The organism is Blastococcus sp. SYSU D00820 (assembly GCF_054050695.1).
In genome coordinates, this window is sequence record NZ_JBJGZW010000013.1 from 1 (window position 1) to 17033 (window position 17033).

Annotated in this window: 16 protein-coding genes; 4 read left to right on the forward strand and 12 right to left on the reverse strand. The window is 74.6% G+C overall.

From position 1 onward, the window contains the following. Positions 1-52 precede the first annotated feature (52 nt). A complete protein-coding gene (locus ACI79R_RS14395; RefSeq protein ID WP_456574322.1) occupies positions 53-844 on the forward strand; it encodes a MerR family transcriptional regulator in 792 nt (263 codons plus the stop codon). Here the strand turns inward: ACI79R_RS14395 and ACI79R_RS14400 are convergent. The 4 genes from ACI79R_RS14400 to ACI79R_RS14415 are packed head-to-tail and all read right to left on the reverse strand — an operon-like array spanning position 841 to position 4940. Further along, entirely contained in the window at positions 841-1551 is a 711-nt protein-coding gene (locus ACI79R_RS14400; RefSeq protein ID WP_456574323.1) for a cyclase family protein, read from the reverse strand. The genes ACI79R_RS14395 and ACI79R_RS14400 overlap by 4 nt on opposite strands. A gap of 50 nt (positions 1552-1601) precedes the next feature. After that, positions 1602-2450: an alpha/beta fold hydrolase gene (locus ACI79R_RS14405; protein ID WP_456574324.1), complete on the reverse strand. Its 849-nt coding sequence runs from the start codon at positions 2448-2450 to the stop codon at positions 1602-1604. Further along, positions 2447-3379 (reverse strand): VOC family protein, encoded by a 933-nt coding sequence (locus tag ACI79R_RS14410; protein WP_456574325.1) that lies wholly within the window; start codon positions 3377-3379, stop codon positions 2447-2449. Before ACI79R_RS14410 ends, ACI79R_RS14405 begins: the two co-directional genes overlap by 4 nt. A gap of 22 nt (positions 3380-3401) precedes the next feature. Further along, positions 3402-4940 carry a bifunctional 3-(3-hydroxy-phenyl)propionate/3-hydroxycinnamic acid hydroxylase gene (locus ACI79R_RS14415; protein WP_456574326.1) on the reverse strand — a complete coding sequence of 513 codons (1539 nt, stop codon included), beginning with the start codon at positions 4938-4940 and terminating at the stop codon, positions 3402-3404. A gap of 129 nt (positions 4941-5069) precedes the next feature. Here ACI79R_RS14415 and ACI79R_RS14420 point away from each other — a divergent pair, with 129 nt between their 5' ends. Both ACI79R_RS14420 and ACI79R_RS14425 read left to right on the forward strand, forming a co-directional pair. After that, entirely contained in the window at positions 5070-5750 is a 681-nt protein-coding gene (locus tag ACI79R_RS14420) for a TetR/AcrR family transcriptional regulator (protein WP_456574327.1), read from the forward strand. A gap of 128 nt (positions 5751-5878) precedes the next feature. Then, positions 5879-6706 carry a LuxR C-terminal-related transcriptional regulator gene (locus ACI79R_RS14425; RefSeq protein WP_456574328.1) on the forward strand — a complete coding sequence of 276 codons (828 nt, stop codon included), beginning with the start codon at positions 5879-5881 and terminating at the stop codon, positions 6704-6706. On the opposite strand, the gene ACI79R_RS14430 is transcribed toward ACI79R_RS14425, so the two are convergent. The 3 genes from ACI79R_RS14430 to ACI79R_RS14440 form a co-directional block, all read right to left on the reverse strand. Continuing rightward, complete coding sequence (locus ACI79R_RS14430) at positions 6643-6972, reverse strand: hypothetical protein (protein WP_456574329.1); 330 nt, start codon at positions 6970-6972, stop codon at positions 6643-6645. The genes ACI79R_RS14425 and ACI79R_RS14430 overlap by 64 nt on opposite strands. Positions 6973-7039: 67 nt before the next feature. Then, the gene (locus ACI79R_RS14435) at positions 7040-8428 is read right to left on the reverse strand and encodes an FAD-dependent oxidoreductase (protein ID WP_456574330.1); all 1389 of its coding nucleotides are present in this window, start codon (positions 8426-8428) and stop codon (positions 7040-7042) included. 81 nt (positions 8429-8509) lie between these two features. Then, positions 8510-9280 carry an IclR family transcriptional regulator gene (locus ACI79R_RS14440; protein ID WP_456574331.1) on the reverse strand — a complete coding sequence of 257 codons (771 nt, stop codon included), beginning with the start codon at positions 9278-9280 and terminating at the stop codon, positions 8510-8512. Positions 9281-9347: 67 nt separating this feature from the next. Between ACI79R_RS14440 and ACI79R_RS14445 the strand changes: the two genes are divergently transcribed. Continuing rightward, positions 9348-11270 carry an FAD-binding monooxygenase gene (locus ACI79R_RS14445; protein ID WP_456574332.1) on the forward strand — a complete coding sequence of 641 codons (1923 nt, stop codon included), beginning with the start codon at positions 9348-9350 and terminating at the stop codon, positions 11268-11270. A 10-nt stretch (positions 11271-11280) separates the two neighbouring features. On the opposite strand, the gene ACI79R_RS14450 is transcribed toward ACI79R_RS14445, so the two are convergent. The 5 genes from ACI79R_RS14450 to ACI79R_RS14470 form a co-directional block, all read right to left on the reverse strand. After that, positions 11281-11685: a hypothetical protein gene (locus tag ACI79R_RS14450; RefSeq protein WP_456574333.1), complete on the reverse strand. Its 405-nt coding sequence runs from the start codon at positions 11683-11685 to the stop codon at positions 11281-11283. Positions 11686-11791: 106 nt separating this feature from the next. Continuing rightward, a complete protein-coding gene (locus ACI79R_RS14455; RefSeq protein ID WP_456574334.1) occupies positions 11792-13033 on the reverse strand; it encodes an ABC transporter substrate-binding protein in 1242 nt (413 codons plus the stop codon). Continuing rightward, the gene (locus ACI79R_RS14460; RefSeq protein ID WP_456574335.1) at positions 13030-14226 is read right to left on the reverse strand and encodes a branched-chain amino acid ABC transporter permease; all 1197 of its coding nucleotides are present in this window, start codon (positions 14224-14226) and stop codon (positions 13030-13032) included. Before ACI79R_RS14460 ends, ACI79R_RS14455 begins: the two co-directional genes overlap by 4 nt. Beyond that, positions 14219-15109, reverse strand: a complete 891-nt coding sequence (locus ACI79R_RS14465; protein WP_456574336.1) for a branched-chain amino acid ABC transporter permease — start codon at positions 15107-15109, stop codon at positions 14219-14221. Before ACI79R_RS14465 ends, ACI79R_RS14460 begins: the two co-directional genes overlap by 8 nt. Then, positions 15106-16764 (reverse strand): ATP-binding cassette domain-containing protein, encoded by a 1659-nt coding sequence (locus ACI79R_RS14470; RefSeq protein WP_456574337.1) that lies wholly within the window; start codon positions 16762-16764, stop codon positions 15106-15108. The genes ACI79R_RS14465 and ACI79R_RS14470 overlap by 4 nt, the downstream gene beginning before the upstream one ends. Positions 16765-17033: the final 269 nt, after the last annotated feature.

The following is a 17033-nucleotide window of genomic DNA, read 5'->3' on the forward strand; positions in this document are numbered from 1 at the left end:
GGGAGGGTCCAGCGCTGGACCCTCCCCCGGGGGGAGGGTACACAGTGCCCGGGTGCTGTCGATCGGCGAGTTCTCGCGGCTGACCCATCTCAGCGTGCGCACGCTGCGCCGGTACCACGACGCCGGTCTGCTGGCGCCCGCGGCGGTGGACCCGGCCAGCGGCTACCGCTACTACACCGGCGAGCAGATCCCGACCGCCCAGGTCATCCACCGGCTCCGTGAGCTCGACGTCCCGCTGGCCGACGTCCAGCGGATCCTGGGCTCCCCCGATCCCGAGGCCCGGGCCGCGCTCGTCGCCGAGCACCTGGCCCGCCTGGAGGCCCAGCTCGACCGGACCCGCGCCGCGGTCACCTCGCTGCGCCGGCTGCTGCGGCCCGAGCCGGCCGGGCCGGCGGTCGAGCTCCGCCAGGTGCCCGCGACCGTCGTGGCCGCGGTCGCCGGCGAGGTGTCGCTGGAGGAGGTGCTCGACTGGTACGCCGGTGCCATGGCCGAGCTGGACGCCGTGGTGCGCGAGCCGGCCGGCCCGCCGGGGGGCTCGTACGACAATGCGCTGTTCGAGACCGGCCGGGGGCCGGTGCTGGTGTACCGGCCGGTCGCCGATCCCCCGGCCAGCGGCCGGGTGCACCCGGTCACCCTGCCGGCGGTCGAGCTGGCCGTCGCCACCCACGCCGGCGGGCACGAGGACATCGACGTCACCTACGGGGAGCTCGGCGCCTGGGTGGTCGAGCACCTGCTCGCCGTGGCCGGGCCGGTGCGGGAGACCTACCTGGTGGGCCCCCGCGACACCGACGACGAGGCGGCCTGGCGCACCGAGATCGGCTGGCCGGTCTTCCGGCTGGCCTAGGTGTCGTGGCCCGGGTGGTCGCCGCCCCGGGGCCCGACCTCGAAGGCGACCGCCCGCACCGGGGCCCCGTCGGCGCCCGCGAGGCGCAGCGGCAGCACGCTGACGACCGGGTCGGCGGCCGTGATCTGCTCCAGCCCGCGCAGGTTCTCCACGATGACCCCGCCCGCGCCGAGGACGGCGAGGTGTGCGGCGTACCCGCCCCCACCGTCGGGCACGGTCTCGTCCAGGCTCGGCGCGTCGAGGCCGACCGTGCGCACCCCGGCGGCGACCACCCGCTCGGCGGCGTCGCGGTCGAGGAACGGGTGGTCGAGGTAGGCGTCGGTGCCCCAGTGCGCGGCCCAGCCGGTGTGCAGCAGCAGGACCACGCCCGTCGCCAGCCGGCCGGCGACGGGCGCCAGGTCGGCCCAGGTGATCGCCGCGCGCGGCGGCTTCCCCCGGACGTCGGCGACGACCGCGGGCCCGAGGAAGAGCCCGGGCGGCAGCTGGTCGATGCGGGCGCCGTCCTCGAGGAGGTGGTACGGCGCGTCCACGTGCGTCCCCGACTGCGAGCCCATCCGCACGTGCCGCACGTTGTAGCCGTGCTCCCCCAGCGTCGCCGCCGGCCAGACCGCCACCTCCGGATCGCCGGGGTACACCGGCATGCCGGTGCCGATCGGGTGGGACAGGTCGACGACGCCGCCCACGGGCGGGGTGGGGCTGCCGGGCATGCGGACCTCCGGGGGCGCCACCGGGCCGGCCGTCCCGGTGGCGCTCCCGCTCAGGTGCGGAGCACGAAGTCGAGGACCAGCCGGTTGAACTCCTCGGCGTGCTCGATCATCGCCCAGTGGCCGCAGCGGTTGAGCAGCACGGCGCGGCTGTCGGGGATGTGGGCCAGCAGCTGGAGGGTGGTCTCGTAGGAGACCACCCGGTCGTCCCTGCCGTGGATCAGGAGCGTCGGCACCGGGATGTCGGCCAGCCGGGCGCGGTCCACCCACACCGGGATCGGCGCGCCCCGGCCCAGCCCCTCGACGTAGTTGCGCAGGTGGTCGGGGCGGGCCAGCGCCGCGTCGGAACGGGCCCGGACCAGCTCCGGGGTCGCGAACCGGGCCTTGTCGTAGGTCATCACCTCGACCAGCCGGCGCATGTTCTCCGGACTCGGGTCGCGATAGGCCTCGATGAGCACCTTCAGGCCCTCCGAGGGGCCGTCGCCGGCACCGAAGAGCGTGGGGACCCTGCCGATCGGCGGCCCCATCGTGACCAGGTGGGTGATCCGCTCGGGATGCAGGGTGGCCAGCCGCAGCGCGGTGTGCCCGCCCATCGAGTTGCCGACGAACGCGGCCTTCGCGATGCCGAGCGCGTCCATGAACTGCAGGACCGCGTCGACGTGGTCCAGCCGGTCGACGGTCGCGGCGTCGGAACCGCCCCAGCCGGGCATGTCCACGGCGTGGACGTGCAGGTGCTCGGCGAGCGCGCCGATGTTGCCGGAGAAGTTGCTCCAGCCGGTCGCCCCCGGGCCGCTGCCGTGCAGGAGGATCACCGGGTGGCCCGTGCCGGCCTCGTGGTAGCGCAGCTTCCAGTCGGTGGTCCGGACGGTGCGGGCCGTGCTCTCAGCGGTCAGGGCGCTCACGCCGGCATCCCGTCGGTCGACGGCGCCTGGCCGAGCAGCTCGGCGACGAGCTCCGGGAGCCGGTGGCCCCAGCTGTGCAGCCGGTCGAGGGTCTGCACCTCCCAGGTGGCGTCGTCGATGAGCAGCCCGCCCCAGCCGTACTCCACGCTGAACCCGGACGGAGTGCGGACGTAGAAGCTGAACATGTGGTCGTTGGGGTGCATCCCCAGCGTCATCTCGAACGGCTGCCCGGCGTCCATGCAGCGGTCGTAGGCCAGGCCCACGTCGCGGATGTCGGTGACCTCCACCATGAAGTGGTGGGTCCGCTTCGGATGCGGCATGTCGCCGAAGGCCACGGAGTGGTGCCGCGGGTTGCAGTGCAGGAAGACCAGGTCCGCCACGATGCCGGGGGCGAGCTCCTCGACGATGACGTCGCTGATCCGGAAGCCCAGCAGGTCCTCGTAGAAGGCCAGGTACGTCTCGCGGGCGACGCCCCGGGCCAGCAGCACCTGGTGCCCCGCGCCGCCGGTGCCGGTGACGAACCCGCCGAGCAGGACGTCGGAGGTGAACGGGGTCGGCGCGTCGGCGAAGCCGGTCACCAGCTCGATGCGGTTGCCCATCGGGTCGGTGGTCAGCACGACGCGGTCCACCTGGCGGGCGGCGGCCAGGGCGCGGTCGCCCTCGACGGCCCCCGCGCCGGCGGCCCGCAGCCGCTCGACGAGCGCGTCGAGCGCGGCGTCGGACTCGACGGCGTAGCCGCTGGCGACCAGGTCGTCGGCGGGGCCCTGCCGGCAGGACCAGCGGTAGGCCTTGCCGTCGGTGCGGAAGCTGATCGAGTCGGCGTCCTTGTCGGCGACCTGCATGCCGAGCAGGCCGACGGCGAAGCGTTCCCAGTCGTCGAGGCTGCTCACCTCGTAGACGACGTAGGCGAGCTCCTGCACTCCGGACATGTGCTCCTCCTTCAGGGGTGGATCAGAGAACGGGGACGGCCAGGCCGCTGACGTCGGCGGCGGCCACGAACTTGTCGGGACGGACGGCCACGGCCCGGGCGCCGTGGCGGCGCAGCCACGGGAGCAGGACCTCGTCGAGGTCGACCAGCTCGTCGGGGCCCTGGGTGTAGGCGTCCTGGGGACGGACGGCGACGTACCGGGCGCCGAGGGCGTCCCACCGCGCCCGCTCGGCTGCGGTGAGCAGCGTCGCGGGGTCGACGTCGGCACCGAGCAGCACGAACCCGTTCCCGGTGAGCTCGTCCAGCCGCGCCATCCGGCCGACGGTGTCGCCGACCACCGGCTGCGGGACCATCCGGCCGACGATGCTGCCGTCGCCGACCGGGCCGCGGAGCCAGCCGGCCGTGAGCACCGGCGGGGCGATGAGCGGCGGCTCGACGCCCTCGGGCAGCGGCGCGTCCAGCGCAGCCTGCTCCGCCGCGGTGAGCTCCTGCTTGATGACCCGGCCGAGGTGGACCGACAGGGCGGTGTAGTGCTCGGCGTCGGGCCGGCGCTCGGCCTCGTAGGTGTCCAGCCACTCCTCGCCGAGCTCGCCCCGGAGGACGCCGGCGAGCTTCCAGCACAGGTCGTGGGCGTCCCGCATGCCCGTCTGCATGCCGGCCCCGGCCCACGGGGGCATCAGGTGCGCGGCGTCCCCGGCGAGGAACACCCGGCCGGACCGCCAGGTGTCGGCCATCCGGGTGTGGTGCTTGTAGAAGGCGTGCTGGTGGATCTCGACGTCGTCCTCGGTGACGCCGATCGCCTTGAGCAGCGGCCACACCTCGGCGCTGGTCGGGTAGTCCGCGGGGGTCTCCCCCGGCTTGAGCGGGAGCTCCCAGCGGTGGTTGCCGGCCGAGAGCGCGATGTCGACGACCGGCCGCTCCCGGTCCGACCAGAAGGTGAGCAGGTTGCGGTCGGGCCACCAGCGCTTGGCGCGGCAGTCGACGACCACCCACGTCACGTCGAGGGTGTCGCCCTCCAGCACCGCCCCGATCCGGGCGCGGGTCTGCGAGGACCCGCCGTCCGCGCCGATGGCATAGCGGGCCCGCACCGTCGAGGTCCGCCCCGTCGCCACGTCGCGGCCGGTGACGGTCACGCCGTCGGCGTCCTGGACCAGGTCGACGACCTCGGTGCCGTAGCGGACGTCGATCAGGTCGCCGCGCTCCTCGGCGCACGCGCGGAGCTCGGCCTCCATCGTCGGCTGGTAGATGTTGTAGAAGCGCGGCGTGCGGCCGAGGGCCGACGGCGGGTGCGCGATCCGCATGATCCCGGTGCCGTCGTAGCGGACCCACCGCAGTGCCCGCTGGGGCTCGACCACCCGCTCGATCCGCCGGTCGATGCCCAGGCCCTGGAAGATCCGCATCGTCCAGTCGTTGACCGTGACCGCGCGGGCGCGCGGATAGATGTCCCGGTCGCGCTCCAGCGCCGTCGCGCGGATGCCGTGCCGGGCGAGGGTCAGGGCGGCGACGACGCCGGTCGGGCCGTAGCCGACGATCACGACGTCGGTGTCGTAGTCCGTGCTCATGAGGCCACCTCGATGAAGTTTTGTACCGATCGTTCGGTTCGATCGTGAGCACCCTCACACGGGCCGTCGCCGGCTGAGCACGGTTTCTGCAAAGCAGAACCGGATGGCGTGGCGCCTATCCTTCGCGCCGTGGACGACAGCCGAGGCGCACCGCGCGGCCGCAACCGGCGCGGCGAGCGGTCCCGCGAGGAGATCCTCGGCGTGGCGGCGCGGATCCTCGCCGAGCGCGGCTACGCGGGCACGTCCCTCTCGACGCTGAGCCAGGCGACCGGCCTGCCGAAGTCCGCGATCTACCACCACTTCCACTCCAAGGGCGGGCTGCTGTCCGCGGTCATGGCCCGTGGCGCCTACGACTTCTTCGAGGCCATGCGGGCGGCGCAGAGCGATCCGCCGGAGGGCGGCAGCCCGCGCGAGCGGCTGGGCTGGTACCTGCAGCGCACCGGCGAGGTGTTCCTCGCCCGGCCGGACTTCCTGCGCCTGCACCTGCTGCTGCTGATGAGCGCCGAGGCCACCGAGGCCGAGGTCGGCGAGATGATCCTGCAGGTCCGCCGGGACGGCCGGGTGCAGATGAACCGGATGATCGCCTCGGCGTTCGCCGGCGAGGGCCCGGCGGTCGCCGCCGCGGTCGCCGACCGGCTCGACTTCTTCGGCATGGTGGGCTTCGACGGGGCCTTCATCACCGCCCAGGCCGAGCCGTCCTACGCCCTGCCCGAGCAGCTCGAGCTGCTGGCCGACGCCATGGCCGCGCTCGGCGAGCGGATCGCCGCCGAGACCCGCGGCCGGAACGGGACGCCCACCCCAGGGCCGTAGGTCCGTGGACCCCTCCCGGCGCCGCTGGCACCGTGGGGACCGAGGGGCTCCCGGCACAGCGGGAGACCGGTCGACCGCGAGGGGGAACGCGGCTGCCTCCGGGCCGCCGCGGTCGCAGGAGGCCCGGGATGAGGACGACGGTGCCCGACGTCACCGCGCTGGCGGTGCACGTCCTCGACGCGATGGTGGCGCCGGAGTTCCCCGCGGGCGCGGTGCTGCCGCTGCTCTGCGAGGCCGTGGACGCCCCGTACGGGGTCTACCAGCGGGTGGCCTGGCGCGAGGGGACGACGGAGCTCGTGCCGTTCGGCTGGTCACCCGAGCTCATCGCGCCGCTGGCCGAGGCCACCCGCATGCGGCGGCAGGAGCACCCCCTGCTCGCCGCGGCGGCCACCGGAGCGCTCGGTCCCACCACCGCCGCGCGCGTCTGCGGCGCCGCCGGCTGGCGCCGCCATCCGGCACGGGTGTTCCTGCGCGACCTCGGCGGGTGGGACCAGATCGGCTCGGTCGGCCTCACCGGCGGTCCCACCGTGGTGTGCGGGCTGGCCTTCGGCCGGCGCGGCCGGGACCTCACCGACGACCAGCTGCGCCTGCTGGCCGGCGTGCAGCCGCTGCTGCAGGCGGTGGAGCGGCACGTGCGCCTCGTGGCCCGCTGGACCGCCGCGGTGCCGGACGCCCCGGAGCGGGCCTCGGGCACCGGGCTGACCGCCCGCGAGGCCGCCGTCCTGGTGCTGCTCGCCGAGGGCTTGACCGCCGGGGCGGTGGCCCACCGGCTGGGCTGCTCCCCGCGGACGGTGGAGAAGCACACCGCCGCGGTGTACCGGAAGCTCGGCGTGCACGACCGCGTGACCGCGGTGCTGCGGGGCCAGCGCCTCGGGGTGCTGGCCCCGCCCGCTCAGGAGGTCGCGACCGCCACCGGGTCCGGCGTCCCGACCAGGAGCGGGAGCACCGAGCGGTAGGCGTCCGGGAACACCAGCACGACGACGGTCGGCGCCGCCAGCCCGGCCGCGGCGGAGCTGGGCGCCAGCTCGTCCAGGTGCGTGCGGGCGGCGTCGTCGTCGGCCCACACCTCGATGCCGAGCATTCGGCGCCCGGACAGCCAGGTGCGCCGGTGCAGGCACGGGCCCTCCGCGGCGAGGCGGACCGGTGGCAGCAGCTGCTGGAGGCCGCCGTGCTCCCTCGGCCCGGCGTCGTCCCAGCAGAGGTGGATGACGAGCAGTGACATGGCGTTCCCCCTGGCGGCGGTGGCGACCGGCTCCCCCGATCCTGGAGACCACCCCGCCCGCCCGTCTCTACGCAGTTCTGCCCATCCCGGCCCGCTCCCGAGCCGCCTCGTGCGCGGCCGGCGCCCGGCCGGATGCCTGCCGGCCGGCCCGCAGGACCCGGCGCACCACCGCCGGCCGGAGCAGGGCCGGCGGCGGGTCGAGCAGGTTGACCACCCGCAGGAACGCCGCACCCAGCTCGCCGTCCACCGCCGCGGCCGCCTGCAGCCGGGCCAGGTAGCCGTTGACCAGCCGGGCGCGCAGCGGCCGGTCGCCGACCACGCCGGGCAGCCGGAGGTCCGCGCCGGCCGCCATGTCCCACGGGACGTCGACCACGCGGGCGGCGCCCCGGTGGAAGGCCCGGGGGAGGTCGGGCGTGCCCGCCGACAGCAGCCGGCGCAGCTGCAGGGCCTCGACCGCGGCCACCGTCATCCCCTGCCCGTAGACGGGGTTGAAGCTGCTCAGCGCGTCGCCCATGACGACCAGGCCGGCCGGGAACCGGTCCAGCCGCTCGTAGTGCCGCCGCATGCTGTGCGGGAACGAGTAGCGGCGCGGGGGCTCCAGCGGCTCGCGCCCGTCCAGCAGCGGAGCGAGGTCCGGCGCGGGGAGCCGGGTCAGGAACGCCCGGAACTCGTCGCGGTCGGCCGGCGCCGCCTCGCCGGAGTAGCCGCCGGCGGTGACCAGCCACCGGTCGCCCTCGATCGGCAGCGCCACCCCGAACCGCGGGGCGGCCACGGTGGCGGCGATGACGCAGGCGACGTCCCCGCCGAGGTCGTCGGCGTGCCGGGGCAGCACCCACGTCGCGTACCGCACGTCCACGCGGATACGGGTCTCGGCCGGCGCCTGGTAGCCGTGCGCGGCCAGCCACTGCGGCGTGTGCGAGCCGCGGCCGCCGGCGTCGACGACGAGGTCGGCGGGGAGCACGGTCTCGGTGGGCGCACCGGCGGTGGCGGTGAGCACGCGGACGCCGGTCACCCGGTCGCCGTCCAGCACCGGACCGGCGGAGTCGGTGCCCTCGCAGATCTGCACGCCGGGCAGCGCCCGCACCCGCGCCCGGACGGCGTCCTCCAGCAGCGGCCGGCTCATGGCCAGCCCGCCGATGCCGATCGGCTGCTGCCGCAGCAGGTGGCCGTCGTTGTACCAGCGCACGTCGGCCTGCATGTCGCCGGTGAGGGCGCCGCGGGCCAGCAGGTCGGTGGCCAGACCGGGGAAGAGCTCCTCGAGCACCTCCTTGCCGCGGACCAGCAGCGCGTGCGGGTGCCGGCCCTGCGGCACCCCCCGCCGGGCGCCGGCCTCCCCGGGCAGCAGGTCCCGGTCGATCACCGTGACCCGCTCGGAGGTCTCGCTCAGCACCCGGGCGGCCAGCAACCCGGCCATGCTGGCCCCGATGACGACGGCGTGCTCCCGGACAGCGGACATGACCGCTCCTCCCCCAGTCCCCGACGGACGGGGCGAGGCTGCTCCCGGACCGCACCGGCCGGAAGGGCCCTCGGTCCCCGGTCAGCCGGCGAGGTCGGCCTCGACCGCCGCGGCCGCCGCGCGCAGCGTGGCCACCAGCCCGGGCAGGCCGGCGGCGTCGTACCGCACGCTGGGCATGGACACCGACAGCGCCGCCACCGTCTCGCCGGCCTCCCCGCGCACGGGCACCCCGACGGCGACCACCCCGCGCTCGGAGCGGCCGTCGTTGACGGCGAAGCCGGTGCGGCGGACGCGGGCGAGGTCCGCGCGCAACGCCACCGGGTCCGGCCGCTCGTGCGGCCGGTCGGCGTACCGCTCCTCGGCGAGGAGGTCGGCCAGCTCGTCGTCCGGCAGCTCGGCGAGCATCAGCAGCCCGCCGGTGGTGCGGTGCGCCGGGAAGACCATGCCCTCGCGCGAGCCCACCCGCAGCGAGCGGCCGGACTCGACGCTGGCGATGAACCGCACCGTCTCCCCGGTCCGCACGGCGAGGTTGGCCGACTCGTCGAGCAGCGCGACCAGCCGCTGCAGGTGCGGCAGCGCCGCCGACCGCAGCCGGGAGGCGCGGGACCGCGAGTGGGCGGCGAGCTCCAGCACCGGGCCGGCGCGGTAGACGCGGTTCTCGTCCTGCACGGCGAAGTCGCGGTAGACCAGCATCGACAGCAGCCGGTGGGCGGTCGACCGCGCGACGCCCAGCCGGGCGGCGGCCGCGCTCACCGTCAGCTCGCCCTCCAGCTGCAGCACGGCGGCCAGCCGCAGGGCGTGGTCGACGCTGGCGATGGCGTAGGTCGGCGGCGTCTTGAGCGGCTTGTCCACGGCCTCCCCCGTTCTGCTGCACAGAATGTCTCGTTCCCGAGGGCGGACGACGGCCAGCATGGCAGGCATGCAGTTCTACCTCGACGGCTACCGGCCCGGCGATCCGTTCGTGCAGGACCCGCACCCGTCGGTGGCCCAGCGCCCGGCCGGGCTGCCCGACGAGGTGGACGTGCTCGTCGTGGGCGCCGGGCCGGCCGGGATGGTGCTGGCGGCGCAGCTGGCCGCCTTTCCCGAGATCCGGACGGCGGTCGTCGACCGGCGCGACGGGCCGCTGGCGGTCGGGCAGGCCGACGGCGTCGCCTGCCGCACCGTGGAGATGTTCGAGGCCTTCGGCCTGGCCGACCAGCTCGTCGCCGAGGCCTACTGGGTCAACGAGGTGTCCTTCTGGCGGCCCGACCCCGCCGACCGCAGCCGCATCACGCGCACCGGGCGGGTGCAGGACGTCGAGGACGGCCTCTCGGAGTTCCCGCACGTGATCGTCAACCAGGCCCGGATGCTGGCCTACCTGCGCGAGTACGTGCAGCGCTCGGCCGCCCGGCCGGACACGCACCACGGGCTGCACGTCACCGGCGTGCGGGTCGATCCCGACGGCTCCTCGGACCACCCGGTCACCGTCACCCTCCGGCACCTGTGCGACGGGCAGGAGACCGGCGAGGAGTCCACCGTCCGCGCCAGGTACGTGGTGGGCTGCGACGGCTCGCGCAGCAGCGTGCGCACCGCGATCGGCCGGCAGCTGGCCGGCGACCCGATGAACCAGTCGTGGGGCGTCATGGACGTGCTGGCGGTGACCGACTTCCCCGACATCCGGCTCAAGTGCGCGATCCACTCGGCCAACCAGGGCAACGTGCTGATCATCCCGCGCGAGGGCGGCTACATGGTCCGCCTGTACATCGAGCTCGACGCCGTCCACGACCGGGAGATGCTCGAGAACCGCGACGTCACGCCCGAGAAGCTCGCCGCGGTGGCCAACCGGATCATGGCGCCCTACACCCTCGACGTGAAGGACGTCGGCTGGTGGTCGGTGTACGAGATCGGCCAGCGGCTGTGCGACCGGTTCGACGACGTCCCCGCCGAGGAGGCCGGCACCCGGCTGCCCCGCGTGTTCATCGCCGGCGACGCCTGCCACACCCACAGCGCCAAGGCCGGCCAGGGCATGAACGTGTCGATGGCCGACGCCTGGAACCTGGGCTGGAAGCTGGCCACCGTGCTGCGCGGCACCGCGCGCCCGGAGCTGCTGGCCACCTACACCGAGGAGCGCCAGGCGGTCGCGCAGGAGCTCATCGACTTCGACCGCGAGTTCGCCCGGATGTTCAGCGCCGCGCCGAAGGAGGACGGCGGGACCGGCGAGGGGGTGGACCCCGAGGAGTTCCAGCGCTACTTCGTGCAGCAGGGACGCTTCACCGCCGGCGTCGCCACCCGGTACGCGCCGTCGATGATCACCGCCGCGGCCACCCACCAGCACCTGGCCGCGGGCCTGCCGGTCGGCATGCGGTTCCACTCCGCACCGGTGGTCCGGCTCGCCGACGCCAAGCCGGTGCACCTGGGCCACGCCGCCCGGGCCGACGGCGCCTGGCGGCTGTACGTCCTGGCCGACCGGCCGGACCCGGCGACGCCGGACTCCCGCGCCCGGCAGCTGTGCGCGTTCCTGGCCTCGGAGAAGTCGCCGATCGCCCGGTTCACCCCGGCCGGCGCCGACCCCGACTCGGTGGTCGACGTCCGGGCGGTGTTCCAGCAGGGCCACCGCGACGTGGCCGTCGACGCGCTGCCGGCGGTGCTGCTGCCGCGGAAGGGCCGGCTGGGCCTGGTCGACTACGAGAAGGCGTTCTGCGCGGATCCGGCGGCCGACGTCTTCGACCTGCGCGGCATCGACCGGGACGCCGGCTGCGTGGTCGTCGTCCGCCCCGACCAGTACGTGGCCGCGGTGCTGCCGCTGGATGCGCACGACGAGCTGACCGACTTCCTCGCCGGCGTGCTGGTCGAGGCGCGGTAGCGGCCCGCGCTCAGCGCCGGCCCAGCACCGCCATCGCCAGCGCGCCGCCCCATCCGACCGCCACCACCGGCGTCTCCACCGGATCGGCGCCCCGGCGGCGCAGCCGCAGCCGCGTCCACCGCTCGCTCGGATAGCCGAACGACAGGCCGGTGCCGATCCACCGCAGCACCCAGCGGGCGCGGTCGTCGGGCCCGCGCAGCAGCCGGGCGACCGCCCAGACCTGCGGGAGGACCAGGTAGGGCGGCGCGCTGTAGGCGGTGCCGAACCACAGCCAGTCGCGGACCAGGTGCTCCGGGCTGCCGGTCATGAACGGGACGTCGAAGTGCCGGCCACGCCGGAGCGCGACCACGTGGCCGGCCAGCTGGGCGGCCAGCTGCGCCGAGGCGGCCGCGGCCAGCAGGGATCGGTGCGTCATGCCGCCGCACCGTAGGTCCCGGCGACGTCCTCGGGGAGCACACCGGCCCCGGACGCACGCCGGCCCGGCCCCCGCACGGGGACCGGGCCGGCGACGTCGGACGGGGTCAGTCGAAGGTGTAGCTCTCCGCCAGCTCCGAGGTGACCGGCTCACCGACGACGGTCAGCCCGCCCGGCGCGGCCGAGTCGGCCTTGGAGATGTAGGTGGTGCGGCTCGGCGGCACGGACTCGTCGGTGTAGTCGAGCGTGCCGGCGACGGTGCCCTCCGGGTCGTAGTTCTCGATCGACCGCAGCGACGCCAGCAGGCCCTCGCGGCTCAGGTCGTCGCAGGCCCCCTCGAGCGCCTCGTGCAGGATGCCCGCGGTCGCGTACCCGAACATCGAGCCGTTCTGGATCGGCTGCTGGTCGGGGTACTCGGCCTGGTAGGCCTCGAGGAACTCGGTCACCCGGCCCTCGCCGAGCGACGGCGGCGCGAGCGAGGACGACGTGTAGAAGTTCGCCTCCAGCGCCGGACCGGCCGGGGTGCCGAGCAGCTGCGGGGTGAACGACGGCGAGTTGCCCACGATCGGCACGTCCAGGCCGACCGAGGCCGCGACGCTGGCCACCGACGCGGTCTGCGGCGAGGCGCCGGCGACGATGATCGCGGAGACACCGGCGCTCTGGAACGCGCCCACCTGCGACGACAGGTCGGTGTCGGCCGGGGTGACCTGCTGGGCCACGACCTCCAGCCCCAGCTCCTCGGCGGCGTACTCGGCTCCGGCCAGGGAGTTCTCGCCGTAGTCGCCCTCGAAGTGCACGATCCCGATCGAGTCGCCCTCGGCCAGACCCTGCTCCTGGGTCAGCCAGTCGATCGCGTTGATCGTCTCGATGTCGTAGGTGGCCCCGGTGATCTGGAAGTAGGGGTTGGGCAGGACGTCCGAGGTCCAGGCCGCCATGCCGGTCACCATGCCGTCCTCCTCGATGGAGGGCTGCAGGGCGGTGATCACCGACGACCCCAGCAGGTGGGCGATGCCCAGCACCTCGGGCGCCATCTCGCGGTAGAGCGAGACCGCCGTCTGGGGGTCGTACTGGTGGTCCTCGACCCGCAGCTCGACCTGCCGGCCGCAGACGCCGCCGTCGGCGTTGACCTGGTCCCAGTACAGGTTGCTGCCCTCGAGGATCGACCGGCTGTTGGCCGCGAAGACGGCGGTGAGGTCGACCAGCGCGCCGAGGGTGATGGTGTCGTCGGTGACCCCCGGCCCGGCCGCACCGCCGCCTCCGCCGCCCCCCGACTGCTCCTCGGCCTTGCCGCAGCCGGTGGCCACGAGGGCCAGCGCCAGCGCGGTGCTGATCGCCAGTGGTCTCCTCATCGAGCGGACTCCTTCGTCGTCGTGGTCGCGCGCATCGCGACCTCGGGGAGAGCACCGCTGTCCGGCGGACGGCGGCGGGACACGCCCAGGCGGTGACCGAGGCCGGCCAGTCCGTCGTGGGCGAAGAGCAGGACCAGCACGATCGCCAGGCCGTAGACGAAGGCGGACAGGTCTGCGGCGCTGAGGCCGCCGGACCCGGGCTGGGCCAGGAACGGCAGGAGGTCGCTGTAGTGGTTGAGCAGCAGCGGCAGGAGGGTCACGAACGCCGCACCGGCCACCGCTCCCCCGACCGAGCCGATCCCGCCGATCGTGATCATGACGAGGAAGTCGACCGACATCCCGAGGCCGAAGCTCTCCGGGACGATGCGTCCGAAGGCGAGCGCCGTCATGACGCCGGCCAGACCGGCGTACATCGAGGAGACGGTGAACGCAGCGCCCTTGTAGCGGGTCACGCTGACGCCCATCACGCCGGCGGCGACCTCGCTGTCGCGGATGATCTCCATCGCCCGTCCAGGGCGGCTGCGCACCAGGTTGCGGGCGCACCACCAGGCGATGGCCGCCAGCAGGAGGAACAGGTACCAGAGCCGCTCCAGGCCGCCGTACTGCACGCCGAGGACGACGAGGTCGGCCGGGTCGCTGTTGGCGAAGGTGAAGCCGAACAGGCCGAAGGCCTCGGCGTTGCGCCCGCTGTACCCGCCGGTCACCGGCGTGGCGTTGAGCAGGATGTGCTGGCCCAGGAACACCAGGCCCAGCGACGCCAGGCCGAGGTAGATGCCGCGCAGCCGGCCGGAGATCGGGCTGAACAGCGCGCCGGCCAGGCCGGCGAGCGCGACCGCCCCGACCAGGGCCAGCAGCGGCGGCAGGCCCAGGCCCGAGGGCTGCCCTTCGCGCGCCGCCGGTTCGCCGGCCAGGAAGCAGTAGCCGTAGGCGCCGATGGCGACGAAGAACGCGTGCCCGAGCGACAGCTGCCCGGCCCGCCCCACCAGCAGGGTGAGCCCGATCGCGCCGACGACGGAGGCCATGACGAACAGCCCCGCCTGCAGCCAGAACGCGCGCAGGCTCAGCGGCGCGAGGAGCAGGACGACGACGGCGGCGGCGATGAGCGCCCGGCGCAGCCAGACGGCCGTCGCCGGACGCGACCGGTCGCCGGTGGGGGCGCTCCCCGTGGGAACACCGGTAGCCGCGCTAGACACGGGCGACCTCCTTGGTGCCGAACAGCCCGGAGGGCCGGATGAGCAGGACGACGAACATCACCGCGTAGGGCGCCACGCTGCCCAGGTCACGGCCGAGGAAGGACAGCTCGGCCTGGTAGCCGGACGCCAGCGCGCTGACCACGCCGATCACCAGGCCGCCGACCACCGCTCCGGGGAAGGAGTCGAATCCGCCCAGCACCCAGGCCGGGATCGCGGCGAGCGCCGTGAAGGCCACGGTCGGGCTGATCCCCGGGGAGGGGAAGGAGGTGAGGAAGATGCCGGCGATCGCGGCCAGGGCACCGGCCACGCCCCAGGCCGTGGCGGCCACCCGGTTGAGCCGGATGCCCATGAGGGCCGCGGTGCCGCCGTCCTCGGCGGCCGCCCGCATCGCCACCCCCCAGCTGGTGAACCGGAAGACCGCCCACAGCAGGAGCACGACGACGGTGGCGATCACCGCCGCGGCCACGCGGGTCTGCGGGATGGTCGCGCCGCCGATGGAGACGGTGGCGGTGCCCCAGGGGTTGCCGGGGTCGAGGATGTCCGAACCCATGCGCCGGGTGAGCTCGGTCAGCATCAGGACGTCGACGCCGATCGTCAGGATCGCCAGCGTGCCGAGGTCGGCTGCCCGGACGTGGCGCAGGATCACGAGGTCGACGAGCATCGCGGCCACCGCGGCGACGGCGATCCCCAGGAGCGCGGCCAGCCAGAAGCCCAGCGTCTCGTGCGTCGACCCGACGACGAAGGCGCCCAGCAGCAGCACCGAGCCGTGCGCGAAGTTCAGCACCCGGGTGGCCTTGAAGATGACCACGAAACCGAGGGCGATCAGCGCGTAGATCGCGCCCAGCGACAGGCCGTTGACGACGTAGCCGAACAGCTGGCTCACCGGTTCTCCTCCTGGGTGGTGCCGAGGTAGGCGCGCAGCACCTCGGGGTCGTCCTGCACCTCGGCGGGTGTCCCGTCGGCGATCCGCCGGCCGAAGTCCAGGACGGTGACCCGGTCGGCCAGGCCCATGACGAAGCGCATGTCGTGCTCGACCAGCACGATGGAGATGCCGAGCTCCCGCTGGGCCGCGCCGATGGCCGCCTCCATGGCGACCGACTCGTTGAAGTTCATGCCGGCGACCGGCTCGTCGAGCAGCAGCAGCCCCGGCTCCGCGCACAGCGCGCGGGCCAGTTCCACCCGCTTGCGGTCGCCGTAGGGCAGCTCGCTGATGCTGTGGTCGAGCACGCCCTCCAGCCCGACCAGCCCGGCGACGCCGGACACGAACCGCGACTGCTCGGCCTCCTCCCGCCGCGCGCGCGGCAGCCGGAGCGCGGCGGACACGAACCCCGAGCGCATGTGCCGGTGGCGGGCGACGAGCAGGTTGTCGAGGACCGTCGCCGTCGGCGACAGCGCCATGTTCTGGAAGGTGCGCGACACCCCGAGCGCGGCGATGCGGTGCCGGGGCAGCCGGGTGACGTCGTGGTCGCCGTACCGGACCGACCCGCTGGTCGCGGCGTAGACGCCGCTGAGCACGTTCAGGCAGGTGGACTTGCCCGCTCCGTTGGGGCCGATGAGGGCGTGCAGCGAGCCGGGGGCGACCGTGAAGCTGACGTCGGTGAGGGCCTTGATGCCGCCGAACCGGACGGTCAGCCCCTCGACCACCAGGGGATGCACCTCTCGCGGGGCCGCCTCCTGCACGACCGGCCCGGGCGGCGGCGCGGCGGTGACCTCCGGGTCGACGGCCTCCGTGCCGATCCCCAGGTAGCGGTTGCGCACCTCGTCGGTGGCGGCGAGCTCGGCGGCCGCGCCCGACACCGCGATGCGGCCCACCTCGAGGACGAACGCCGTGTCGGCCACCCGCAGCGCCATCGCAGCGTTCTGCTCGACCAGGACCACGGCCGTGCCCTGCCGGTTGATCTCGGTGATGACGTCGCCGATCTGCTCGACGATCATCGGGGCCAGGCCCAGCGAGGGCTCGTCGAGCAGCAGCACGCGCGGATTGCCCATCAGGGCGCGCCCGATGGCCAGCATCTGCTGCTCGCCGCCGGAGAGCAGCCCGGCGCGCTGGCGCCGCCGCTCCGCCAGGATCGGGAACAGGTCGTAGACCCGCGCGCGGGCCCGTTCCCGCGCGGCGTTGTCACGCGCGGCGACCCCGCCGGCCCGCAGGTTGTCCTCGACGCTGAGCTGGCCGAAGACCCGGCGTCCCTCGGGCACGTGCAGCACGCCCCGGCGGACGACGTCGGTCGCGCTGCGCCCGTCGATCCGCTGCCCGTCGAAGGTGATGGAGCCGCTCTCGATCGCCCCGCCCTCCCGGCCGATCGTCCCGGAGATCGAACGCAGGAGGGTGCTCTTCCCGGCCCCGTTGTTGCCCAGCACCGCCACGATGCCGCCGCGCGGGACCCAGACCGACACGCCCCGCAGTGCCTGCACCGCGCCGGCGTAGGTGACCTTCAGGTCGCGTACCTCGAGGAGGGCGTCCCGCTCGGCCGTCGCCGTGCCGGTCGCGCCGGGGGCACCGGCTGCGCCGGGGCCGTCGGTCGTCGAACCGCTGTCCACTCCACCACTCCTCTGTCGACTGCATGGACGACGTTCGTACCGTCGGGTGTCGATCGCGCGCTGCCTGTGATGGCGCGCAAGGTAGGACGAAGGCGCTGGTCAACGCGCTGTCTGCACCGAGTTCCCCGTCTCGGCGCGTGCGTCCGGCCGGATGTGACCGCGGCTACAGTAGGCTAAGCGAGTGTCGCTCGTAAAGGCGACAGTCGAGTGTCGACATCGGCCTGTGACCTCTGCGGATGCCGGTGCCGTTCGAGGGCCGCGGCGGACGC